This window comes from Actinoplanes oblitus (assembly GCF_030252345.1).
Lineage (GTDB): Bacteria > Actinomycetota > Actinomycetes > Mycobacteriales > Micromonosporaceae > Actinoplanes > Actinoplanes oblitus.
Window position 1 is genome coordinate 1203804 of the sequence record NZ_CP126980.1, and the last position, 19479, is coordinate 1223282.

Sequence of the window (19479 nt, forward strand, 5' to 3'; positions counted from 1 at the left end):
TAGGCGCGGCACCGGGCTCACTCGTCCAGGATGGCGGCGAATCGCTCCTCGGCCAGGTCCAGCTGGTCCAGGATGTGCTCCTTGGCCTGGGTGGAGAGCGGCGTGTCCGGCCGCCCGATCAGCTCCCGCAGCTTCGGGACCAGCGGGCGGTACTTGGTCGCCGAGCGGTGCGCCTTGTCCAGCGTGGTGTGGATCACCCCGACGCCGTTGTCGGTGAAGTCGGAGATCTTGATGACCCGGGCCCACGGATCGCGGTCCAGACTGTCCGCGACGTGCTCCCGGTACTGCTCGTGCCGGTCGCGGTCCGGGTCGTAGGCCGGGTTCGTCACCGACCGGACCAGGGCCGCCACCCGCGGATTGAAGCGCTGCGCGAGGACGGCCAGGGCCGCCTCGGTGGCCTTTTCGTACGAGGTGTCCGGTGCGATCCCGGCCAGCTCGGCCGGATGGTCCTCGACCGCGTCGTGCAGCAACGCCGCGACCAGCACGTCCACGTCCCGGACCTGGTAGTAGCGGATGATCCGGATGGCCACCCGGAGCAGGTGGTTGAGGTACGGCTCGCGGACCCGCCGGTCCTCCGCGTGCAGTGCCGCCGCCAGCACCAGCGCCTCGGTCAGCCGTTCCCGCTCCGGCTCGGGGAACGACTCCAGCTCCAACTGGAAGCGTTGCCGGAGGCCGGCCTCGCCGTACACCTCGGTGATCGCGTGCAGCGGCATCGACAGCAGCATCCGTGGCGCCATGCGGATCAGATATACCCGATCGTCGGCCGTGGCGGGGATCGATCACGTGCCGGATGTGGCCGGACCCACCACCGGACCACCGGGTTCGGTGCCCGGTACGGCCGGTGCGGCCGGGGGTGTCGCGGCCGGTGGCGCCATCCGCTGTTGCGTCATCCGCGAGGGGACCGGGGCGCCGGCCACCGACGGGTCGAAGGTGGGCGGCCGCGGCGCCGGGCGTGGGCCGGGCGACGGGCGGGCGCTGCCACCGGCCCGGCCGGCCGCCATCGCGCGGGCCGCGGGAGAGAGCCGGAGCCCGCCCACCGAGGGCTGGCGCAGCGTCCAGGGCTGCGGCGTCTCGGCGTGCACGCCGCGCTTCGGGGTGCCGGCGCCGTCGGTGAACTCCTCCTCGGTCATCGCCTGCAACGCGCTCAGGGCCACCGCGACGATGATGATCGCGGTCAGCACGGTGATCGGCACGATCATGGTGAGCGGCCGGATCCCGGAGGTGCTCGGCACCAGGGTGGGGTCCATCCGCACCGACATCGCCGCCATGCCGGTGTAGTGCATGCCGCAGACCGCTACCGCCATCACCGCGGAGGCGCCGGCCACCCGGTGCAGGCCGCGTACCGAGACGGTGAACCACAGGGCGATCGTGCAGGCGGCCAGCGCGATCACCGCGGACGCGGCGACCAGCAGCGGGTTGTAGTGCACCCGCGCGGACACCCGCATGCCCTCCATCCCGGTGTAGTGCATGGCCAGCACCCCACCACCGGTCAGCACGCCGGCCGCGATGGTCTTGGCGGTGCTTCGCCCGCCGTGCCCCACCACCATCAGCCCGATACCCACGGTGACCACCGAGAAGGCGAGGCTGAGCAGGGTGACCGGGAGGTCGTAGCGGACCGGGCTGTCCGGCACGTCGAAGCCGAGCATCGCGGAGAAGTGCATCAGCCAGATGCCGCCACCGCCGATCGCGAACGCGGCGATCACCAGCCACCGGTTACGCCGGCCGCGACTGTGCGCGTCCCGCGCCCGTGCCGTGCAGAGCAACCCGAGGAACGAGCCGAGGTACGCCAGCAGCGTCGCGGCTATCGGGTTGAAGGCGCCGTAGGTGAAGTGGTGAACATGTGCAGCCACTGGCTTACCTCGCGAAACTCGGCGATCGTCCGCGGGGGATTCAGTCAGATTTCAGCTGTCGTCCATCGCACGTCGAGTGCGTCGGCGCACCAAAGAGATCGGGACCGCCTCGCGTCGGAGAACGCGAGACGGTCCCGGAGCCGGTACCGATGGGAGGAAGCGGGGGATACCGATCAGGTGAAGATGCTGACGCCGCCCGGCCCGACCAGCAGGCCCACGATGATCAGCACAACACCCCAGAGGATCTGCCGCCGGAACAGCGCGAGAATGCCGGCGACCACGAGGATTACGGCGAGAATCCAGAGCAGTAGGTCCATGCCGGTCCGATACCCGATGTCCGGAAATCGAAAACCTGGTTCCGGCTCAGGCCGTCGCCAGTTCCTCGTGCTTGGCGTCCACAGTGTCGGAGAGCAGCTGATACACGTTGTACGCCTGCTTGATGACCGGGTGCGCGACGTTGCGGACCGGCACCCCGCCGGGGGTCCGGCCGCGCTCCGAGCCGTGGTGCGCGTGCCCGTGCAGGGCCAGGGCGGTGGGCGCGTCGTCGATCGCCTGGCCGAGCTGGTAGCAGCCGAGGAAGGCGTAGATCTCCAGCGGCTCGCCGGTCAGGGTCTCCGGGACCGGCGCGTAGTGGGTCAGCGCGACGAGCGCGTCGCACTCCACCGAGCGCAGCGCCTCGCGCAGGCTGTCGGCGTACCGCTCGGTGGTACGGACGAAGTCCTTCGACTCGCGTTCGCCGAAGTTGCTCGCGCAGGCGCCCTTGAAGCCGCCGCCGAACCCCTTGGTGCCGGCCACCCCGAGCCGGTGCCCGCGGATCTCCAGCACGGTCGCGGTGCCCTCCAGCACGGTGATCCCGGCGTCGGTGAGCACCCGGGCGACGTCGTCCTGCCGGTCGCTCTGATGGTCGTGGTTGCCGAGCACCGCCACGACCGGCACCGCCAGTCCGCCGAACTCGGTGGCGAAGCACTTGGCCTCGTCCACCGTGCCGTGCCGGGTCAGGTCGCCGGCGACCAGCAGCGCGTCGGCCCGGCCCGGCAACTCCTCCAGGGCGGGCCGGTAGCGGCCCACCACGTCCTTGTCCACATGGACGTCGCCAACGGCGGCGATCCGGATCATGAGATCTCCTCCACCTCGGTCGGCGCCTGGGTCCGGATGATGCCGATGTCGCAGGCGATCTCCAGGTCCGGGTAACGCGCGGTGATCTGCCGGCAGATCTCGTCCCGCCGTTGCGAGCTCTCCACCTCACCGCTGAGCACCAGCACGTGCTCCCGCTGCTGCACTGTCACACCCTGCTCGGAGATCCGGTCGTGCTCGGTCAGCAGACGCTGGATCTCGGCCTCCAGGTCGATCTGTTTGGTCATCTCAGGCCCTCTTCGTCGGACGACTACCCGTCGGTGGACGGGAATGGCACCACGTCGAGCCGGTCCAGCAGGACGAGGAACGCCTCGGCGTACGGTGACTTGGCGGTCTCCCGCCGCACCCGGCCCCAGTCGATCTGCTCGCGCAGCGAGCGGGCGACCGGCAGCCCCTGGGCGAAATCGCAGTGATGCTGGCTGTAACTGAGCAGCTTGTGGATCATCAGCTGGGTTGCCGAGAGCACCGGCATGTAGATCGCCTCGACGGAGATCCGCTCGGTGTCGGCAAGCGTCTCGTCGGTGACCGGAGTCTCCACCGGCCGGTAGATCAGATCCACCATCCGGTTGTCCTCGTACACCTTGACCAGCCAGTCCTCCGGCGGCTCCTCGGTCTGGAAACCGACCTTGGCCAGTTCCTGAAGAGCCCGCTCCTTGTCCTGCTCGCGGATCAGGAAGTCCACGTCGTGGTCGCTGGAATGGCCGCCGTGCGCGTACACGGCGAAGCTGCCGCCCAGCGCGAAGGGAATTTCCGCCGTCTTCAGGGAGGCGGCGACGCGTTTCATGGTGCCGGCCAGCCCCTCGTCGACCCGGTGCGGCATGGTGACCTCCTGTCCGTGTCCAGTTGATGACGACTACCCAGGGTGGCCACACCTTGAACCACTGACGATCATTCTGGTCCGGGACGCCCGGTTCGCGAGGGGGAACGCGGTGTGCGGCCCCCGGCTACCGTCGGTTGGTATGTCCGCCCCCTCGGTTGGTCCCCCCGTCGCCGTGAAGCGCCCCGTCCGCACCGTCGCCCTGGTCGGTGTCGACGGCTCCGGCAAGACCACGCAGGCCCGGCTGCTCGCGGCCGCGCTGGCCGGTGCCGGGCACCCGGCGGTGTACCGGCAGAACGCCGGCGGCCGGGCCTGGTTCGGCCGGCTGGCCGCCCGCTGGGGCCGGGGCGACGCCGAGGGGCTGTTCGGCCGGCGGGGCATGCTGCTCATCGAGTCGCTGCTGCGCTGGCTGGCGATCGCCCGGACCCTGCTGCGCCGCGCCGTCCGGCACGAGATCGCGGTGATGGACCGGTACGCGGCGTGCCAGTTCGCCAGCCTCCGGGCGCGGGGTGCCGGACCGGCCGCCGAACGGCGCGCGCGGCTGGCGTACCGGCTGTTTCCGCGGCCGGACGTGACGTTCCTGCTGGCGGTGGATCCGGCGGTGGCCCGGGAGCGGATCGACAGGCGGGGCACCGACCGGGAGTCGATCGAGTATCTGACGGCGGCGGACCGGGCCTATCGCTCGCTGCCGGAGGCCGCGGGGTTCGTGGTGATCGACGCGAACGGGTCGCCGGAGCAGGTGCACGCGGCGATCAGGGCCGGGTTGGCCGCGGCGATGGTGAGCCAGGCGGTCCCGGCGGCGGCCGGGTCATCCGCGATGGCGGCCGGGTCATCCGCGGTGGCGGCTGGATCCTCCGCGGTGGCCGGGACAACCCCGGGGGTGGCCGGGACAGCCCCGGGGGCAGCGGCGGGGACAGCCGCGGTGGCCGGGGGCAGGGGAGCCCCGGTGGCCGTGAGTGGGACGGCCGGGGCGGTCGCGGCCGGGCCGGCTGGGGCGACACCGGGCCGGCGCCGGGTCCGGGTGCGGACGCTGGTGCTGGCCGGCGTGCCGGCGGTGGCCGGGGCGGCGGTCATCGGGTGGCAGTTGGCGGAGAGTCTCTGACCGGCCCGGTTGGAGGTCGCGGGCCGGTCGCGCTCGAGGTCAGGTGCCCGGCTCGGTGGGGCTCCTGACGAGCATCGACGATCCGTTCGGTCCGGCCCGGCGCGCTCGAAAGCCCACCCTCCCAGGGGGATCCCCCGCTGAGCAGTGTGGCGGAAGATCGCTGGATCGCGCCGGTGGGCTGTGGACAACCCGCGCCTGTGGACGACGCGAGCGATCGACAGGACGGGGATCATGCCTGGCCGACGGGGACTATGCCTGGCCGTAGACGGGAACCTGGGCGCCGCTGACCGGGGCGGACGCGTCCGAGGCGAGGAACAGGACGGTGCCGGCGATCTCCGCCGGGTCCACCCAGCGGCCGTGGTCGGCGTCCGGCATCGCGGCGCGGTTGGCCGGGGTGTCGATCACGCTGGGCAGCACCGTGTTGCAGCGCACGCCCTGCTTCTTGTACTCGACCGCGACGGTCGCGGCGAAGGCCAGCACCGCCGCCTTGGCGGTGACGTAGCCGGCCGCGCCCGGGAACGGCGCCACGGCGGCCCGGGACGAGACGCACACCACCGCGCCGCCGCCGGCCGCGATCAGGTGCGGCAGGGCGGCCGCGGTGGTCAGGTAGGTGGGTCGCAGGTTGGTGGTGAGCATGGCCTCGAACTCGTCGACCGGGGTGTCGGCGATCAGGCCGCTGCCGGCGTACCCGCCGACCAGGTTGACCACCGCCTTCAGCGGGGCGTCCGGGTCACCGGCGGCGGTCGCCACGGCGGCGGCCGCACCGGCCGGGTCGGTGAGGTCGGCCGGGACGGCGACGACGCCGGCCGGCAGCCGGTCGACGGAACCGGGCCGGGCCGGGGCCACCACGCGCCACCCGGCATCCAGGAACGCCGCGATGGTGGCGGCGCCGAGTCCGCCGGTGCCGCCCGTGACAAGAGCAGTGTTGGTCATGGGAGCAGGTTGTCACACGTACGTGGATGTGCTTTTGCTCACTCCCGGCCGCTCGGGTGGCCGGCCGGGGGAATGTCACCGCATCGGGAAGCGTCACCCGGGCGGGCGAGTGAACTGTGGCCCACCGTGGCGCATTGTGGCCGATGGTCCCGTTCGACCTGCCGGTCACGCGGAGTGAGATCTTTTTTGATGTACGCGTTTGATTCAGGCCTGTCTGCTGCCGGTCGATGCTGCACGTGAACCCCAGGGACGGAAAAACCGTAGAACCAGGGTGACGAGCATCGCGGCGCCCAGGTGATGCCCGTCGCTGTGGACGATGAGAGGCCGATGGTGTTATGAGGCGCGCTACGGGTAACCGTCTATCTGCAAGACGGCCGCAGAGAGATCGTACTCAGCTACCGCGCACTGGGCTCTCAGGTAAGACCCAGGCATTCGTGACACTTTCGACCAGCCAGCCGGAATCAGCGCAGGCAGCCATTTGTTGTGTAGATGTCAGCAACCGCAATGCACGAGCTGCGGACGTTACGGGAGAGGGCTGATGGACGCAGGTAATGCCCGTAACAGGGTTAGTGACGGCAATGAGGGGACCGTGGGCAACGTGGAGAAGAACACCGTGATGCGTACCGACCAGGTTGCCGAGGAGCGCGACCTCGTCGGAGTCTACCTGCACGAAATCTCCCGGACGCCGCTGTTGGACGCCGCGCGGGAGGTCGAGCTCTCCAAGGCGATCGAGGCGGGCCTCTACGCCGAGCACCTGCTCGAGCAGGGCGAGGAGCGTCGCGGCGTCAGCCGGGAGGAGCTGGAGCGACTGGTCACCGAGGGCCAGCGCGCCAAGGACCTGTTCATTCGAGCCAACCTGCGCCTGGTCGTCTCGATCGCCCGCCGCTACGTGCGGTCGGGCATGCCGATGCTCGACCTGATCCAGGAGGGCAACACCGGCCTGGTCCGCGCGGTCGAGAAATTCGACTACGAGCGCGGCTACAAGTTCTCGACGTACGCGACGTGGTGGGTGCGCCAGGCGATCAGCCGGGCGATCGCCCAGCAGGAGCGCACCGTCCGTCTCCCGGTGCACCTGGTCGAGGACGTCAACCGGATGCGTAACGTCACCCGCCAGCTGGTGCGTGAGCTCGGCGGCGACCCGGAGCCGGAGCAGGTCGCGGCGGCCCTGGGCGTGACCGTGGAGCGGGTCAACGAGCTCACCCGCTGGGCTCAGGACACCGTCTCGCTGGACACCCCGGTCGGCGACGACGGCGACACCAACCTGGGTGACCTGGTGGCCGACAGCGACGCCCCGTCGCCCGAGGAGATCGTGCTGAGCGCACTGGAGCGCCAGCGCATCGAGGGCCTACTCAACCACCTGGACGACCGCTCGGCCGGCATCATGCGGGCCCGCTACGGCCTGGAGGACGGCCGCGAGCACTCGCTGACCGAGGTGGCCTCGCGCTTCTCGCTCAGCCGGGAGCGGATCCGCCAGCTGGAGATCCAGGCGCTCGGCCGGCTGCGCGAGCTGGCCCGGGCCGAGGGCCTGCAGGCCGCCTGACAATCCCTTCCCCCCGGATAACGACTGGAGGCCGGCACCCCGCGGGGTGCCGGCCTCCTTCACGTCCGGGTGCCTTACGACACGCGGCCGTACCCGGGACTGTCCGGGGTCATGATGTTGATCGTTCGGTACAGCACGTCCCGGCCGGCCGACGGCGCGTCAATGATCTTGCCGTCGCCGACGTAGAGCGCGACGTGCCCGCCGCCCCGGTAGAACACCAGGTCGCCCGGCTTGAGCTGGCTCTTGTCGCTGAACATCCGCACGGCGCCCTTCTGGGCGGCCGCGTTGTGCGGCAGCGACTTGCCCGCCGCCGCCCAGGCCGCCATGGTCAGGCCCGAGCAGTCGTACGAGTCAGGACCGGCGTCGCCGAATCCGTACGGCTTGCCGACCTGCTTGAACGCGAAGGCGACCGCCTTGCCGGCCGAGCCCGCGATGTTCGGGATCGAGCCGGTGTAGGAGCCGGTGTCCTCGGTGGCGCTGCCGTAGAGGTCCTCGCGCATGTCATACAGCTTCTGCAGGTCCTTCTTGATCTTCTTCTTCTGCGCGTCCAGTTCCTGGATCTGCAGGTTCTGCTTCTGCTCGGTGGTCTTGAGGGCCGCCTGCTTCTGCGCGAAGGTCTGCGTGGTCTCGGTGTACGTGTCGATGTCCGCCTGGTTGGACAGCGTGATCTGCTCCAGGTAGCCCATCCGGTCGAGCAGCTCGCCCTGCTTGCCGCTGAGCAGCACCGTCATCGGGCCGACCCGGCCGGTGATGTACTGCGACGTGGCGATCGTCGACATCTTGGCGCTGGCCTGGGCGAGCGCCGCCTGGGCCGGCTTCAGCGAGGCGGACAGCTTCACCGCGTCCGCCTTGGTCTTCTTCAGGTCGAGACGCGTCTTGTTGTACGTCTCGGTGACGTCCTCGAGCTTCTCCGAAGCCTTGTCGATCTGCTTCTTCAAATCGCTCTCGGACGGAGCCGCGTGGGCGGCCACAGCTCCCGACGTGGTGATCGCAAGTGCGGTCAGCGCGACCACCAGCGCCCGGAGCCTGGTACGGGGGTGTGGCACTGGTCAGGGGCCTTTCTTCCGCTTTGGCCGCCTACCGGGTTAGCTGACGGGTTCGGGCTCGGAAGAAGGCCCTACCGCGCGCGGCGCGGATTCACCCCCGGGAGATGGTTCCCCGGTTCACGAACGACGGGGGTGTCGTTCAGGATTCGGCGGCGTTGGCCGGCGCCATCGGAGGGTTTGTGGCTGCGGACCGGACCAACCGCATCAACTTATCGGGGAAGAAAACAAAATCAAGACCTCGCCGAGTGATTTCTTCCAATCGTCGGTCTTGCGAAGTAAATCCCGATAACCGGCTGTTATTCGATCCGCGCTGAGCGTTATTTCGACGCTGACGATCCTACTAATCCTTCAGCGCGGGCTCGAGTGCGGCATTCGGCATCCAGTGCCGGGTGACCTGGCGCTCGGCCCAGAACGAGAAGAACGGGATGGTGCCGGCCAGCATCACGACGACCATCCGGCCGAACGGCCAGCGGACCCGCCGGGACAGGTCGAAGGTGAGAAGCAGGTAGACCATGTACAGGAAGCCGTGCAGCGGGCCGATCAGGGCCACCAGCGTGGCGTTGTCGCCCAGGTACTTCAGCGGCATGCCGACCAGCACGAGCACGACGAGGAGCACGCCGACGATCCAGGCGATGGTCCGGTAACGGGTGAGGGCGCCCTGCACGGGGGTCTCCTTCTGCTTCTACTACTTGACGATGCGGCCGGGGTAGTCGGCCGGCCGGGCGCCGGGGTGCTCGGCCAGCCAGGCCAGGTAGTCGTTGTACGCGTCGAGCTCCGGGTCGGCCGCACCGGGCTCGGCCGCCCGCACGGCGACCCGGACCGGGCGGCCCAGGGCGACCGGGGCGTCCGGATCGCGCTCCGGGGCGGGCGCCGCCGCGGACTCGTCGGCCGGCTCGCCGGCGGACCCGAGCTTGCGGCGGTGCAGCTGGATCTCGCGGATCCAGATGAACACCACGAAGCCGGCGAAGACCGGCCACTCGAACATGTAGCCCCAGCTGAGCGAGTTACCTCCGGTCGCCCGGCTGAACTGCCACCAGCCGAGACCGAGACAACCCGCGGTCAGCACCAGCGCCAGGAGGTGCCGGGCGATCCATGCCGGGGTCCACAGCCCTTTCATGCACCCGAGCCTACCGGCGGGTTTGGCGGTCGCCCGCACGGGCAAGCCCCTGGACGAACAGCGGCTCATGAGACAGCGGAGGTACACGATGACGGATCCGGGATCCTCCGGCGGCGAGCCGGTGGACTTCGAGATCGGGGTCGACCCGGTGGGTCTGCCCGACGACGCCCTGTTCCGCGAACTCGCCAGCCTGTACCGGACCCGGCTGCAGACCCTGCGGCACGGTCCGGACGCGGCGCTGGAGAACCACTTCCGGCGCACCGCCGAGCTGGAGACCGAGTACATGGCGCGATATCCGGGACGTGAGATCGACCCCGCCCGGCTCACCCAGGACTTCTGACCCGCCCGGTGTGGAAAGGACCCCCTAGATGACCAGCCTGCAGGCCCGGGTCGCCGAGACGGCCCGGGCGTACGCGCCGCACGAGCACCGGCCGATGGCCGGCTATCTGGTCGCGATGGGCGCCTACGGCGCGCTCGCGGCCGGCCTGGCGGTGGCCGCCAAGATGACCGGCCGGACACCGCCGGAACGCCCGGCTCTGGCCGACGTGGTGCTGATCTCGATCGCCACCCACAAGCTGAGCCGGCTGGTCGCCAAGGACGCGGTGACGAGCCCGCTGCGGGCGCCGTTCACCCGATACACCGAACCGGCCGGAGCCGCCGAGCTCAACGAGGAGGTCCGGGACTCCGGCAGCAGTGTCAAGCACGGCATCGGTGAGCTGCTCACCTGCCCGTTCTGCCTGGCCGCGTGGGTGGCCACCGGGATGACCGGCGGGCTGGTGCTGGCGCCCCGGCTGACCCGGCTGGTGGCGACCGCGCTGACCGCGACCGCCGCCTCGGACTTCCTGCAGATGGCTTACTCGATGGCCAAGGAGAAGGCGGAGGGCAGCTAAAGGGTACGCAGCGCCTCTTCGGCCTCGTCCTGCAGATACTCGCCCTCGGGTAGGGCGTCGATCCGGGTCAGCAGGGTGGCCGGCAGGTCCTCGGCGATCGCCCGGCGCTGCAGGTCACCGCTGCTCATCCGTTCCTCGGCGCGGTACGCGTCGTCGAGGAAGGTGGTCAGGCGGGCGTCGTCCCCGGTGGTTTCGTCGGTCACGGCGGGTGGGGTACCCGGGGCCCGGCCGGGCAAACGCGGGACGCTCGGCGACTGTAAGCCAGGTCACAATAGCTACCGGAATCGTGGGCGGATGCCGAAGGTTGTGAACGGATGCCGGTGTGCCCAGTGTCCCCGGGCCTCACCCATCGCCTGCACGGAATACCGTTCGGCTGGAGCCGTGTTGAGCCACTCGCCGCGAGGCGACCTGCACACCGGCATCTACTTCGTTCGGCCCCCGGTTCGCCGGGGGCCGTACCGTTTCGCCGGCTCAGGCGTTTTTGAGCGTTCCCGGCGCAGAGGGTTTAAACGGACAACACCCCCCGATCGGGGCACCGAACCGCGCCTTCCCGGAATCGACATGGCAGTATCCGTCGAGTGTCTGTACCGCAACGTCGCGTACCGGCCGCGCAGCGCGGCACCCGGTCCCACCGACGCGCCACCCCCGGTGGGGTGACCGCGCCCGGCCGGCCCCGCCGTCTCGTCGCCGGTGGCCGGCCCCGGCACGGCGCCGCCGATCTGCTCGGTCCCGGTGCCCCGCACCCGGTCGAACTGGCCGGCCTGTTGCACGAGGTCACCGTGCGGTTGTTGAGCGCCGACACGCTCCAGCAGGCGCTCGACCGGCTGGCCGCGCTGATCGCCGGCGCGCTGCCCGGCACGACCCGCTGCGCGGTCGCGCTGATCAGTGAGGGCGGCCCGGTCACCGTCGCGGCCGCCGGGTCCGCCGGTGAGACGTCAGATCGGCTTCAGTACGGCGACGGCAGCGGCCCCGGGCTGGAGGCCGCCCGGACCCGCAGCCTCGTCACCACGCACGACCTGGGTGCCGACGAGCGGTGGCCGGAGCTAGCCGCGGCGGCCCGGGCGGACGGGATCGGCGCGGTCGCGGCGATCCCGCTGGACGTCCGGCGCACGGCGGTCGGCGCGCTCAGCGTCTGCCTGGGCCGGCCCGGCGAGATCGAGCCGGATCTGCTGCTCACCGCGATGGCGGTGGCCGGGCAGGCCGAGTTGCTGCTCGGTGAGCTGCATCGGCGGGAGACCCGGACCGAGGGGGCCGCGGTGGACCGGGCGGTCGGGGTGATCATCGCGCAGCGCGGGTGCGGGGTGCAGGAGGCCCACCGGATCCTGCGGGACAGCGCCCAGCGGCTCGGCCTGGACCAGATGGTGGTCGCCGAGCGCCTGGTCTCGGCGGCGGCCCGGAACCGGGCGGGCGCTTAGGGCCGGCGCCGCCGACCACGCCGTGGCCCCGGCGTGGTCGGCGGACGGCGGCCGGGCGCGTCACGCCCGGCCGGTCGGTGTGCTCGTCAGGCCCCGGTCTCCTTGTGGACCTGCTGGATCACCTCGAACTCCAGCAGGCTGGCGCCGGTGGCCACCGGCTTGGCCCGCTCGCCGGAGTGGGCGGCCCGGGCGCCGCCCTGCGACCAGTTCTGGAACGCCTCCTCCGACTCCCACTTCGTGTACACGAAGTAGCGGTTGTCGCCGGCGACCGGGCGCAGCAGCTCGAAGGCGAGGAAGCCGGGCTCGTTCTCCACAGCGCCGTGCCGGGCGGCGAAGCGCTTCTCCAGTTCGGGGCCGGCGCCCTCGGGGACCTCAATCGCGTTGATCTTTACTACAGCCATGCGGTCACGCTAACGCGTGCTCACCGGTACGGACGGCGGCGCGCTGCCGTCCGTACCGTAAGCGGTTGTCAGTGAGTGGAACCCTCGCTGCCCGCCTTGACCCCCGCCTGGTTGTCGTCGTCGGCGACCGGGCCGGAGCCCGGACCGGGAACGCCGGCGCTCTGCCCCGCCTGCGCCGCGTCGTCGGCGCGCTGCTGCTGGGCCGAGCGCATGGAGAGCGGGATCTCCGGCAGGAAGAGCACCACCACCAGGCCGACCAGCATGATGAAGAAGGCCATCAGGTAGACGACGTGCACGCTGTCGGAGAAGCCGACCTTGAACGGGTGGGTGAGCCCGTCGACGAACTTGTTGATCACCGAGGTGTCGCTGAGCGCCGACTTCATGGCGACCTGGAGCTGCTGCACCTGGTCCGGGTGGGCCTGGGCCGCGGCCTGGAACGCCGCGTCGCTCTTGCCGGCGTCGGTGTACGCGTCGTTGATGTTGCCGGGCAGGACGTTGAACAGCACCGACAGGAAGACCGCGGTGCCCAGCGTGCCGCCCATCGAGCGGAAGAAGGTGACAGCGCCGGTGGCGACGCCGATCTCCCGGGGGGAGACCGCGTTCTGCACCGCGGTGATCATCGGCTGCATGTTGCCGCCCAGGCCGAGGCCCATCAGCACCATGACCAGCATGGTCCGCCAGAGCGGGGTGTCCGCGCCGACCAGCGAGAACAGGAAGAGCGCGAGCACCATGAAGATGCTGCCGACGATCGGGAAGATCCGGTAGCGGCCGGTGCGGGCGATCAGCTGACCGGAGATGATCGAGCCGGACATGATGCCGAACACGAACGGGATCATCTGCAGACCGGCCATGGTGGCCGAGGAGCCCTTGACGATCTGCAGGTACAGCGGCACGGTCATCAGGCCGCCGAACATCGCGATGCCGAGGATCGTGCTGGCGCCGGTGCCGACGGCGATCGTCCGGTTGCGGAACAGTCGCAGGGGCAGCAGGGCCTCATCCTTGTAGGCCCGCTCGGCCAGCAGGAAACCGATCAGGCCGAGCGCGCCGAGCACGTAGCAGGCGATCGAGCGACCGGAGTCCCAGCCCCAGGCGCGGCCCTGCTCGGCGACGGTCAGCAGCGGCACCAGGCCGATGATCAGGGCGACCGCGCCGGGCCAGTCGATCCGGTGGTTGACCCGGGTGTGCGGCAGGTGCAGCACCTTGGCCACCACCGCCATCGCGGCGACGCCGATCGGCACGTTCAGGTAGAAGACCCAGCGCCAGCCGTCCACCCAGAGGATCTTGTCGGCGCCGGCGAAGAAGCCACCCAGGATCGGGCCGAGCACGCTCGCGGTGCCGAAGACGGCCAGGAAGAAGCCCTGGTACTTGGCGCGCTCGCGGGGCGGCACGATGTCCCCGATGATCGCCAGGGCCAACGACATCAGCCCGCCGGCGCCGATGCCCTGGATCGCCCGGAACGCGGCGAGCTGGTACATGTCGGTGGAGAGACCGCAGAGGAACGAGCCGACGATGAAGATGCCGATGGCGAACAGGAAGAACGGGCGCCGGCCGTAGATGTCGGACAGCTTGCCGTACAGCGGCGTGGAGATCGTCGAGGTGATGAGGAACGCCGTGGTGGCCCAGGCCTGGAGGTCGAAGCCCTTCAGGTCGTCGGCGATGGTCCGGGTCGCCGTGGCCATGATCGTCTGATCGAGGGCGGCGAGGAACATGCCCATCATCAGGCCGACGAGGATCGTGAGGATCTGTCGGTGGGTGAATTCCCCGGTCGATTTCTCGGCCGGAGGGCTGGGGTGGCTCACGCGGTCTCCCGTGGTGGTGCGCCGAGGTCGGTGCGCAGCAGCGCCTCGACGGAGCTGTTGAATTCTTCGAAGAGCTGGGCGAACGTGTCGACCCGCTCGGCCGGCCAGTCGCTCAGCGCCCGTTCCAGCAGGGCGGTCCGGGCGGTGCGCAGTCGTTCACAGGCCGACAGGCCGGCCTCGGTGACCGCCAGCCGGGAGGCCCGGCCGTCCGCCGGGTCGGCCTCGCGACGGGCCAGACCGGCCTTGACCAGCTGGGCGACCTGCCGGCTGACCGTCGACGGGTCGGCCTGTTTCAGGTCGGCGAGGTCGGTCACCCGCATCGGGCCCATCGCGCCCAGTGGCAGCAGCAGCATCAGCGCGGAGAACTCGGCACCGAGGTCTCCGGTCTTGAGCATGCCTCTGAACCGCGGCCCCATCCGGATCAACCGGATGATTTCCTCGGACAACCGCGATGCGCCGGCCGTGGCGGTCTGCTCGTCGTGCACGTGATTGCCGTCCTCAGGAGTGTGGGGACAATACGTGTAGCGTACAAGTTGTTGCGTGATGAACACATGGGGGTGGGCCGGCTCGGCCGGGGTCAGCGCATGCGCCAGACCCCGGTTCGCAGTTCGCCGGTCTCCTCCAGGCTCTCCGGGACCGGCACCACGTACTCGGTGATCAGCTCGAAGAGCCGTTCCGGGAAATACCCACGCCCGGGGTCGCCAACCAGCACCGACGCACCGTTTCGCCGGAAGTCGCGCAATTGCCCGGCCATCAACGGGGCGACGGTGGGGCTGTAGAAGACGTCGCCGGCCAGGACCAGCTCCGGCTGGTCCGGCGGTTCGGCCAGGGTGACCCCGTTGGCGGCCGCGTTGCGGTGCGCGGCGGCGACCGCGTCCGGATCGATGTCGGTGGCGGCCACCAAGGCGGCGCCGCAGCGGGCGGCGGCGATCGCGGCCACCCCGGAACCGGTGGCCACGTCCAGCACCCGGCGGCCGGCCGCCTCCGCCGGATGATCCAGCAGGTACCGGGCCAGGGCCTGGCCACCGGCCCAGACGAACGCCCAGAACGGCGGCGGGACGTCGCTGCGGAACTCGCCGCCGGTCAGGTCGAAGAGACCGACCGGGGCGTTGACCAGGTGCAGGGAGATCTCCGGGGCCAGCGGGACCGGGAGCAGGGCTGTCGGCGCGTCGAGCACCCGGCGATTGTCCGCCTGCCGGCGGTGCGCCGCGCGGGGTTTTCCGGCCTTGTCCGGCCGGGCCGTGTCCTGTTCCCTCAGACCAGGGCGGTGACCGGCGGGTTCGCCATCAGCAGCCGGGCGCGGTACTCGGCGCGCAGCTCGGCGGCCCACGGGGTGTCCTCATCCGCCAGCAGCGGGCGGGCGGCCAGGAAGGCGGCCGCGGTCAGCGGACGGGCGGCGCGCTCCGGCGAGCGGCCCTCGGCCGCCATGATCAGCTCATCGAAGGTGTGCACGTCGACCCGGACACGCTCGGCGTCCAGGTGGTAACGCCCGAACCGGCCGACCACCACCGAGTCACGGCCGCGCACGCCCGGCTCCAGCGCCTCGCGCAGCACCTTGAGGTCCGCCCGGACCACCGCCGGGGGGACGTCCACCAGGTCGGACAGCTCCACAAGCGACTGCTCGCCGTGCAGCGCCAGGAGGGCGAGCAGCCGGCGCGGGCGGTCACCGCCGAAGTCGTCGCCCGCGAGGCGGATGCCACGGGTGCGGACTTCGATGCTGCCGAAGAGCTGGATGTCGAACATGATGCAAAATCGTGTCGGCGACGGCAGGCAGCGGCAAGCCCCAATGCGGGGGGTGCCCTCGGCCGAAAGACTGGTTACCGCGGCCGCTCGGCTGGCAACCTGGCGTCCTCGTGGCGCAACGGCCGCCTGTTGGTAGGGCGGGCAGGGTGGTGGGTAGTCCTTAGACTGCGCGGGGCTCATCGGGCCGAACCGCTGACAGAGGATGGTGTACGCATGGGAAACGGCGAGGCGATCCGAGTGCTCGTCGTCGACGGTCACCAGACCTTTGCTGAGCTGCTCGGACATGCCCTGGCAGGGCAGCCCGACCTGCTCTGGGTGGGGCATGCCCGGACCGGCGCGGAGGCGTTGCACCTCGCGTCCGAGCTGTCACCCGACGTCATCCTGCTCGATCCGGAGCTGTCCGATGCGGACGGTATCGCGATCGCCCAGCTGATCCGGGTGCGCCAGCCGGACGTGCGTGTGGTGATCCTCACTGCCCGCGAGGACCCGGGTCTGATCAGCCGGTCCACCGCGTTCGGCGCGGCCGGCTTCATCTCCAAGAACGGTGCGCTGGCCGACGTGCTGAACGCGCTGCGGACCGCGCACGGCGGCGGGATGACCGTCTCCACCGACATCATGGCCCGGCTGCTGCGCAGCACCGGCCCGGCCACCGTCACCCGGGCGAGCAGCGGCCTCACGGCGCGTGAGGACGAGGTGCTGCAACTGATGGCAGCCGGTCTGGACGCCCGCGCGGTGGCCCGCCGGCTGGGCATCAGCGTGCACACCTGCCGGGGGTACCAGAAGGCGGTACTCGCCAAGCTGGGCGCGCACAGTCAGCTCGAGGCGGTGGCGATCGCCACTCGCCGCGGGCTGGTCCGGCCCGACCACCGGTAAATTCGCCGATCACTCGCCGATTCGGTTCATCTGCGGAGGGCTGCGATCCGTATTGCCTTGCGGGCGTCGAGTGACGACGTCGCAGGGGAGAGGACATCGGCCGTGGACCGTACCGTCGCCGACGGGGCAACGCCGGAGTCGGCGGGTCAGCCGTCGGGAGAGCTGCCGCAGCGGCGGCGCGGAGAGCGGCTCTACCGTCATCCGGCCGGCCAGGAGCCGGGTCCGGCGGAATCCACCAGTTGGTTCGGGGACGCGGCGAGCACGCCGGCCACCCCGGGCGCGTCCGCGTCGCCCGCGTCGCCGGGCTCGCCCGCGTCGCCGGGTTCCGCCACCCCGTCTCCCGCGCCGGCCACCCCGCCGCCGGCGCCCGACTACGGGCCCGCCTCGCCGGCCGGGCCGGGCCGGGCGTCGTTCGGCTTCACCGCCGGGCCGATCAGTGGCAACCGACCGGCGGACTGGCCGGTCGCCGCGCCCGAGCCGGAACCCGGTGCCCTGCCGGTGGTGCGGCGCACGCCCGACGAGGCCGCGTCCGCCGCGTCCGCCGCGCCGGCCACCGCCCTGCCGTCCTGGGAGGAACCGCACTGGGCCAGCACGCTGAACCAGACGCCGGCGCGGCCGTCCGCACCCGCCGCGCCGGTGGCCGGCCCGCCGCGCCGGCGCGGATCGCGGCTGGTCACCGCGGGGATGACGGTGCTCGGGGTGGTCGCCCTGCTGGTGATCGCGCTGACCGGGGTGGTCTTCTACTCCGGCCCGGACTCCAAGGTCACCCAGATGCTGAATCTCGGCCGGGACACCGGCACCGGCGGGTCCCGGCTGGTGACCGCGCCGCTCAACGGCCGGACCACGGCTTCCTTCGAGATGCTGGCCGCCAGCGACCGGGTACGGGTGACCGTCGCCGACATCGGCGACGACCTGTTCCGGATCAGCACGCCGGACGACTCGCCGCTGCGGCCCAGCCCACAGCTCAGCGAGGCCGGCGTACGCCTGCAGGTCACCCGGCAGGGTGACGGCGCGGACGGCGAGGTGGACGTGGTGCTCGCCCAGGCGGTGCGCTGGACGCTGCGGTTCTCCGGGTACGCCGCGGAACGCGACGTGGACCTCGGCAAGGGACAGGTGACCAGGATCGAGCTGGTCGGCGGGACGCGCCGGGCGGTGATGGCGCTGTCCGCGCCGGCCGGCACGGTGCCCGTGAAGATCACCGGTGGGCTGGAGGAGCTGACCCTGAAGGCGCCGGCCGGCAGCCCGATCCGGGTCAAGGTCGGCGGCGGGGCGGGCACTGTCACCGCCGGCACCCGCACCCTGCGGGACGTCGCGCCGGGATCGACGCTGACGCCGAGGAACTGGGACGCCGCCGGCCGGTACGACGTCGACGCCGCCTCGAAGATCACCCTGCTGAACGTGGAGGCGGGGTGATCTCCGAGGCCGGCGCGCCGGATCAGGACAGCACGCGGAGGCGGACCGTCTGCTCCATCGCGCGCAGCTGCTCCAGCACCTCGTCGCTGTAGCCCTTGCCGATGTCGGTGATCAGGTAGCCGTACTCACCGCGGGTGCTCAGCAGCTGACCCTCGACGTTCACGTTGTGCTCGGCCAGGATCCGGTTGACCTGGGCCAGCACGCCCGGGGTGTTGACGTGCACGTGCACGATCCGGTGCAGGCCGGGCTGCTCGGGCAGGACCACGCCGGGCAGGTTCACACTCAGCGTGGTGTTGCCCTCGCGCAGGAACTTGGCCAGCTTGTTCGCCACGAAGCCGCCGATGTCGGACTGCGCCTCCTCGGTCGAACCGCCGATGTGCGGGGTGAGAATCACGTTCGGCAGGCCGCGCAGCTCGGAGAGGAACTCGTCGCCCCGGCCTTTCGGCTCCTGCGGGAACACGTCGACGGCGGCGCCCGCCAGGTGACCGCTCTTCAGCGCGTCACGCAGCGCCAGGTGGTCGACGACGATGCCGCGGGAAAGGTTGAGGAACAGGCTGCCGGGGCGCATCCTGGCGAACTGCTCGGCGCCGAAGAAGCCGGCGTTGCCCGGGCGGCCATCGACGTGCAGGGTGACGATGTCGCTCGTCTCCAGCAGCTCGTCCAGGCTGGCACAGCGGTGCGCGTTGCTCAGCGCCAGCTTGTCGGCGGTGTCGTAGAACGAGACCGACATGCCGAGGTTCTCCGCGAGGACCGAGAGCTGGGTGCCGATGTTGCCGTACCCGATGATGCCGAGGCGGCGGCCGCGGATCTCGTGCGCGCCGTCCGCCGACTTGTCCCACACGCCGCGGTGCATCAGCGAGTTCTTCTCGGTGAGCCGGCGGGTCATCGCGATGATCTCGGCGATCGCCAGCTCGACCACCGAGCGGGTGTTGGAGAACGGGGCGTTGAAGACCGCGATGCCGGACGTCGAGGCGGTGGCCAGATCGATCTGGTCGGTGCCGATGCAGAACGCGCCGATCGCCACCAGGCTGTCGGCGGCCGCCAGCACCTTCGCGGTGACCTTGGTCTTCGAGCGGATGCCGAGCAGGTGCACGCCGGAGATGCGCTCGATCAGCTCGGCCTCGTCCAGCGCGCTCGACACGGACTCGACAGCGAAGCCGTCCTCCTCGAGCCGGGACACCGCATCGGGATGGATGCTCTCCAAAAGCAGGACTCGCACCTTGGCCTGGTCGATCATCATCTTCCGTTCCATGTCTCGGTAGACCGCCCGGGCCGCCACGCCGAAGCCCAGTTCACAGGGCGTCAAGCCTAGTCCCCTCGCCGGCGGGGGCCGGTGCGGTGTGGGTGAGGTCCCAACAACCGGTCGGTTGCCGGTGCCTCCTGCTGTTCTCCGGTGTGTCGTCGCG

At 71.0% G+C, this 19479-nt stretch carries 23 protein-coding genes, 1 pseudogene and 1 riboswitch; of the genes and pseudogenes, 7 read left to right on the forward strand and 17 right to left on the reverse strand.

Annotation, left to right across the window (positions count from 1 at the left end; translation table 11 throughout):
* Positions 1-17: 17 nt before the first annotated feature.
* The 6 genes from Actob_RS05400 to Actob_RS05425 all read right to left on the reverse strand — a co-directional run bounded on the left by Actob_RS05400 (position 18) and on the right by Actob_RS05425 (position 3804).
* The gene (locus tag Actob_RS05400) at positions 18-737 is read right to left on the reverse strand and encodes an HD domain-containing protein (RefSeq protein WP_284918950.1); all 720 of its coding nucleotides are present in this window, start codon (positions 735-737) and stop codon (positions 18-20) included.
* A 42-nt stretch (positions 738-779) separates the two neighbouring features.
* On the reverse strand, positions 780-1850 hold the full coding sequence (locus tag Actob_RS05405; RefSeq protein ID WP_284918951.1) for an MHYT domain-containing protein: 1071 nt from the start codon (positions 1848-1850) through the stop codon (positions 780-782).
* A gap of 173 nt (positions 1851-2023) precedes the next feature.
* Positions 2024-2167, reverse strand: coding sequence for a GPGG-motif small membrane protein (locus Actob_RS05410; RefSeq protein WP_014688232.1), 144 nt, complete (start codon positions 2165-2167; stop codon positions 2024-2026).
* Between the two features lie 46 nt (positions 2168-2213).
* Positions 2214-2966 (reverse strand): metallophosphoesterase family protein, encoded by a 753-nt coding sequence (locus tag Actob_RS05415; RefSeq protein ID WP_284918952.1) that lies wholly within the window; start codon positions 2964-2966, stop codon positions 2214-2216.
* Complete coding sequence (locus Actob_RS05420) at positions 2963-3256, reverse strand: hypothetical protein (protein ID WP_407653688.1); 294 nt, start codon at positions 3254-3256, stop codon at positions 2963-2965. Before Actob_RS05420 ends, Actob_RS05415 begins: the two co-directional genes overlap by 4 nt.
* Positions 3235-3804: a nucleotidyltransferase gene (locus Actob_RS05425; protein ID WP_284918954.1), complete on the reverse strand. Its 570-nt coding sequence runs from the start codon at positions 3802-3804 to the stop codon at positions 3235-3237. Before Actob_RS05425 ends, Actob_RS05420 begins: the two co-directional genes overlap by 22 nt.
* A gap of 139 nt (positions 3805-3943) precedes the next feature.
* Between Actob_RS05425 and Actob_RS05430 the strand changes: the two are divergent.
* Positions 3944-4558, forward strand: a pseudogene (locus Actob_RS05430) (dTMP kinase); the annotation flags it as partial.
* 594 nt (positions 4559-5152) lie between these two features.
* Here the strand turns inward: Actob_RS05430 and Actob_RS05435 are convergent.
* Positions 5153-5836 (reverse strand): SDR family NAD(P)-dependent oxidoreductase, encoded by a 684-nt coding sequence (locus tag Actob_RS05435; RefSeq protein WP_284918955.1) that lies wholly within the window; start codon positions 5834-5836, stop codon positions 5153-5155.
* Positions 5837-6374: 538 nt separating this feature from the next.
* Between Actob_RS05435 and Actob_RS05440 the strand changes: the two genes are divergently transcribed.
* The gene (locus Actob_RS05440) at positions 6375-7376 is read left to right on the forward strand and encodes a sigma-70 family RNA polymerase sigma factor (protein ID WP_122976665.1); all 1002 of its coding nucleotides are present in this window, start codon (positions 6375-6377) and stop codon (positions 7374-7376) included.
* 74 nt (positions 7377-7450) lie between these two features.
* Here the strand turns inward: Actob_RS05440 and Actob_RS05445 are convergent, their stop codons facing one another.
* The 3 genes from Actob_RS05445 to Actob_RS05455 all read right to left on the reverse strand — a co-directional run bounded on the left by Actob_RS05445 (position 7451) and on the right by Actob_RS05455 (position 9539).
* Positions 7451-8314 carry a C40 family peptidase gene (locus Actob_RS05445; RefSeq protein ID WP_284918956.1) on the reverse strand — a complete coding sequence of 288 codons (864 nt, stop codon included), beginning with the start codon at positions 8312-8314 and terminating at the stop codon, positions 7451-7453.
* 122 nt (positions 8315-8436) lie between these two features.
* A riboswitch (cyclic di-AMP (ydaO/yuaA leader) is annotated at positions 8437-8584 on the reverse strand.
* Between the two features lie 178 nt (positions 8585-8762).
* Entirely contained in the window at positions 8763-9086 is a 324-nt protein-coding gene (locus Actob_RS05450; RefSeq protein ID WP_284918957.1) for a DUF3817 domain-containing protein, read from the reverse strand.
* A gap of 21 nt (positions 9087-9107) precedes the next feature.
* Complete coding sequence (locus tag Actob_RS05455; RefSeq protein ID WP_284918958.1) at positions 9108-9539, reverse strand: hypothetical protein; 432 nt, start codon at positions 9537-9539, stop codon at positions 9108-9110.
* Here Actob_RS05455 and Actob_RS05460 point away from each other — a divergent pair.
* Together Actob_RS05460 and Actob_RS05465 are read left to right on the forward strand one after the other, a co-directional pair.
* Positions 9538-9879, forward strand: coding sequence for a DUF6158 family protein (locus tag Actob_RS05460; RefSeq protein ID WP_407653566.1), 342 nt, complete (start codon positions 9538-9540; stop codon positions 9877-9879). The two genes, Actob_RS05455 and Actob_RS05460, sit on opposite strands and share 2 nt — an antisense overlap.
* Before the next feature lie 28 nt (positions 9880-9907).
* Entirely contained in the window at positions 9908-10429 is a 522-nt protein-coding gene (locus Actob_RS05465) for a DUF1360 domain-containing protein (RefSeq protein ID WP_284918960.1), read from the forward strand.
* On the opposite strand, the gene Actob_RS05470 is transcribed toward Actob_RS05465, so the two are convergent.
* Positions 10426-10632 carry a hypothetical protein gene (locus Actob_RS05470; RefSeq protein ID WP_284918961.1) on the reverse strand — a complete coding sequence of 69 codons (207 nt, stop codon included), beginning with the start codon at positions 10630-10632 and terminating at the stop codon, positions 10426-10428. The two genes, Actob_RS05465 and Actob_RS05470, sit on opposite strands and share 4 nt — an antisense overlap.
* 375 nt (positions 10633-11007) lie before the next feature.
* On the opposite strand from Actob_RS05470, the gene Actob_RS05475 reads away from it, so the two are divergent.
* Complete coding sequence (locus Actob_RS05475; protein ID WP_284918962.1) at positions 11008-11844, forward strand: GAF and ANTAR domain-containing protein; 837 nt, start codon at positions 11008-11010, stop codon at positions 11842-11844.
* A gap of 86 nt (positions 11845-11930) precedes the next feature.
* Here the strand turns inward: Actob_RS05475 and Actob_RS05480 are convergent, their stop codons facing one another.
* From Actob_RS05480 to Actob_RS05500, 5 genes are all read right to left on the reverse strand, one after another.
* Positions 11931-12245, reverse strand: a complete 315-nt coding sequence (locus Actob_RS05480) for an antibiotic biosynthesis monooxygenase family protein (protein ID WP_284918963.1) — start codon at positions 12243-12245, stop codon at positions 11931-11933.
* Between the two features lie 68 nt (positions 12246-12313).
* The gene (locus Actob_RS05485) at positions 12314-14044 is read right to left on the reverse strand and encodes an MDR family MFS transporter (protein ID WP_284918964.1); all 1731 of its coding nucleotides are present in this window, start codon (positions 14042-14044) and stop codon (positions 12314-12316) included.
* Entirely contained in the window at positions 14041-14439 is a 399-nt protein-coding gene (locus Actob_RS05490; protein ID WP_284918965.1) for a MarR family winged helix-turn-helix transcriptional regulator, read from the reverse strand. The genes Actob_RS05485 and Actob_RS05490 overlap by 4 nt, the downstream gene beginning before the upstream one ends.
* 182 nt (positions 14440-14621) lie before the next feature.
* Entirely contained in the window at positions 14622-15221 is a 600-nt protein-coding gene (locus tag Actob_RS05495) for a class I SAM-dependent methyltransferase (protein WP_284918966.1), read from the reverse strand.
* Between the two features lie 77 nt (positions 15222-15298).
* Positions 15299-15787, reverse strand: a complete 489-nt coding sequence (locus Actob_RS05500) for a hypothetical protein (RefSeq protein ID WP_284918967.1) — start codon at positions 15785-15787, stop codon at positions 15299-15301.
* 213 nt (positions 15788-16000) lie between these two features.
* Between Actob_RS05500 and Actob_RS05505 the strand changes: the two genes are divergently transcribed.
* Together Actob_RS05505 and Actob_RS05510 are read left to right on the forward strand one after the other, a co-directional pair.
* Positions 16001-16660, forward strand: a complete 660-nt coding sequence (locus Actob_RS05505) for a response regulator (RefSeq protein ID WP_284918968.1) — start codon at positions 16001-16003, stop codon at positions 16658-16660.
* Positions 16661-16762: 102 nt separating this feature from the next.
* Positions 16763-18073, forward strand: coding sequence for a hypothetical protein (locus Actob_RS05510; protein ID WP_284918969.1), 1311 nt, complete (start codon positions 16763-16765; stop codon positions 18071-18073).
* Between the two features lie 22 nt (positions 18074-18095).
* Here Actob_RS05510 and serA read toward each other — a convergent pair whose 3' ends face one another.
* Positions 18096-19379 (reverse strand): phosphoglycerate dehydrogenase, encoded by a 1284-nt coding sequence (serA, locus tag Actob_RS05515; RefSeq protein ID WP_456319239.1) that lies wholly within the window; start codon positions 19377-19379, stop codon positions 18096-18098.
* Between the last annotated feature and the right edge of the window lie 100 nt (positions 19380-19479).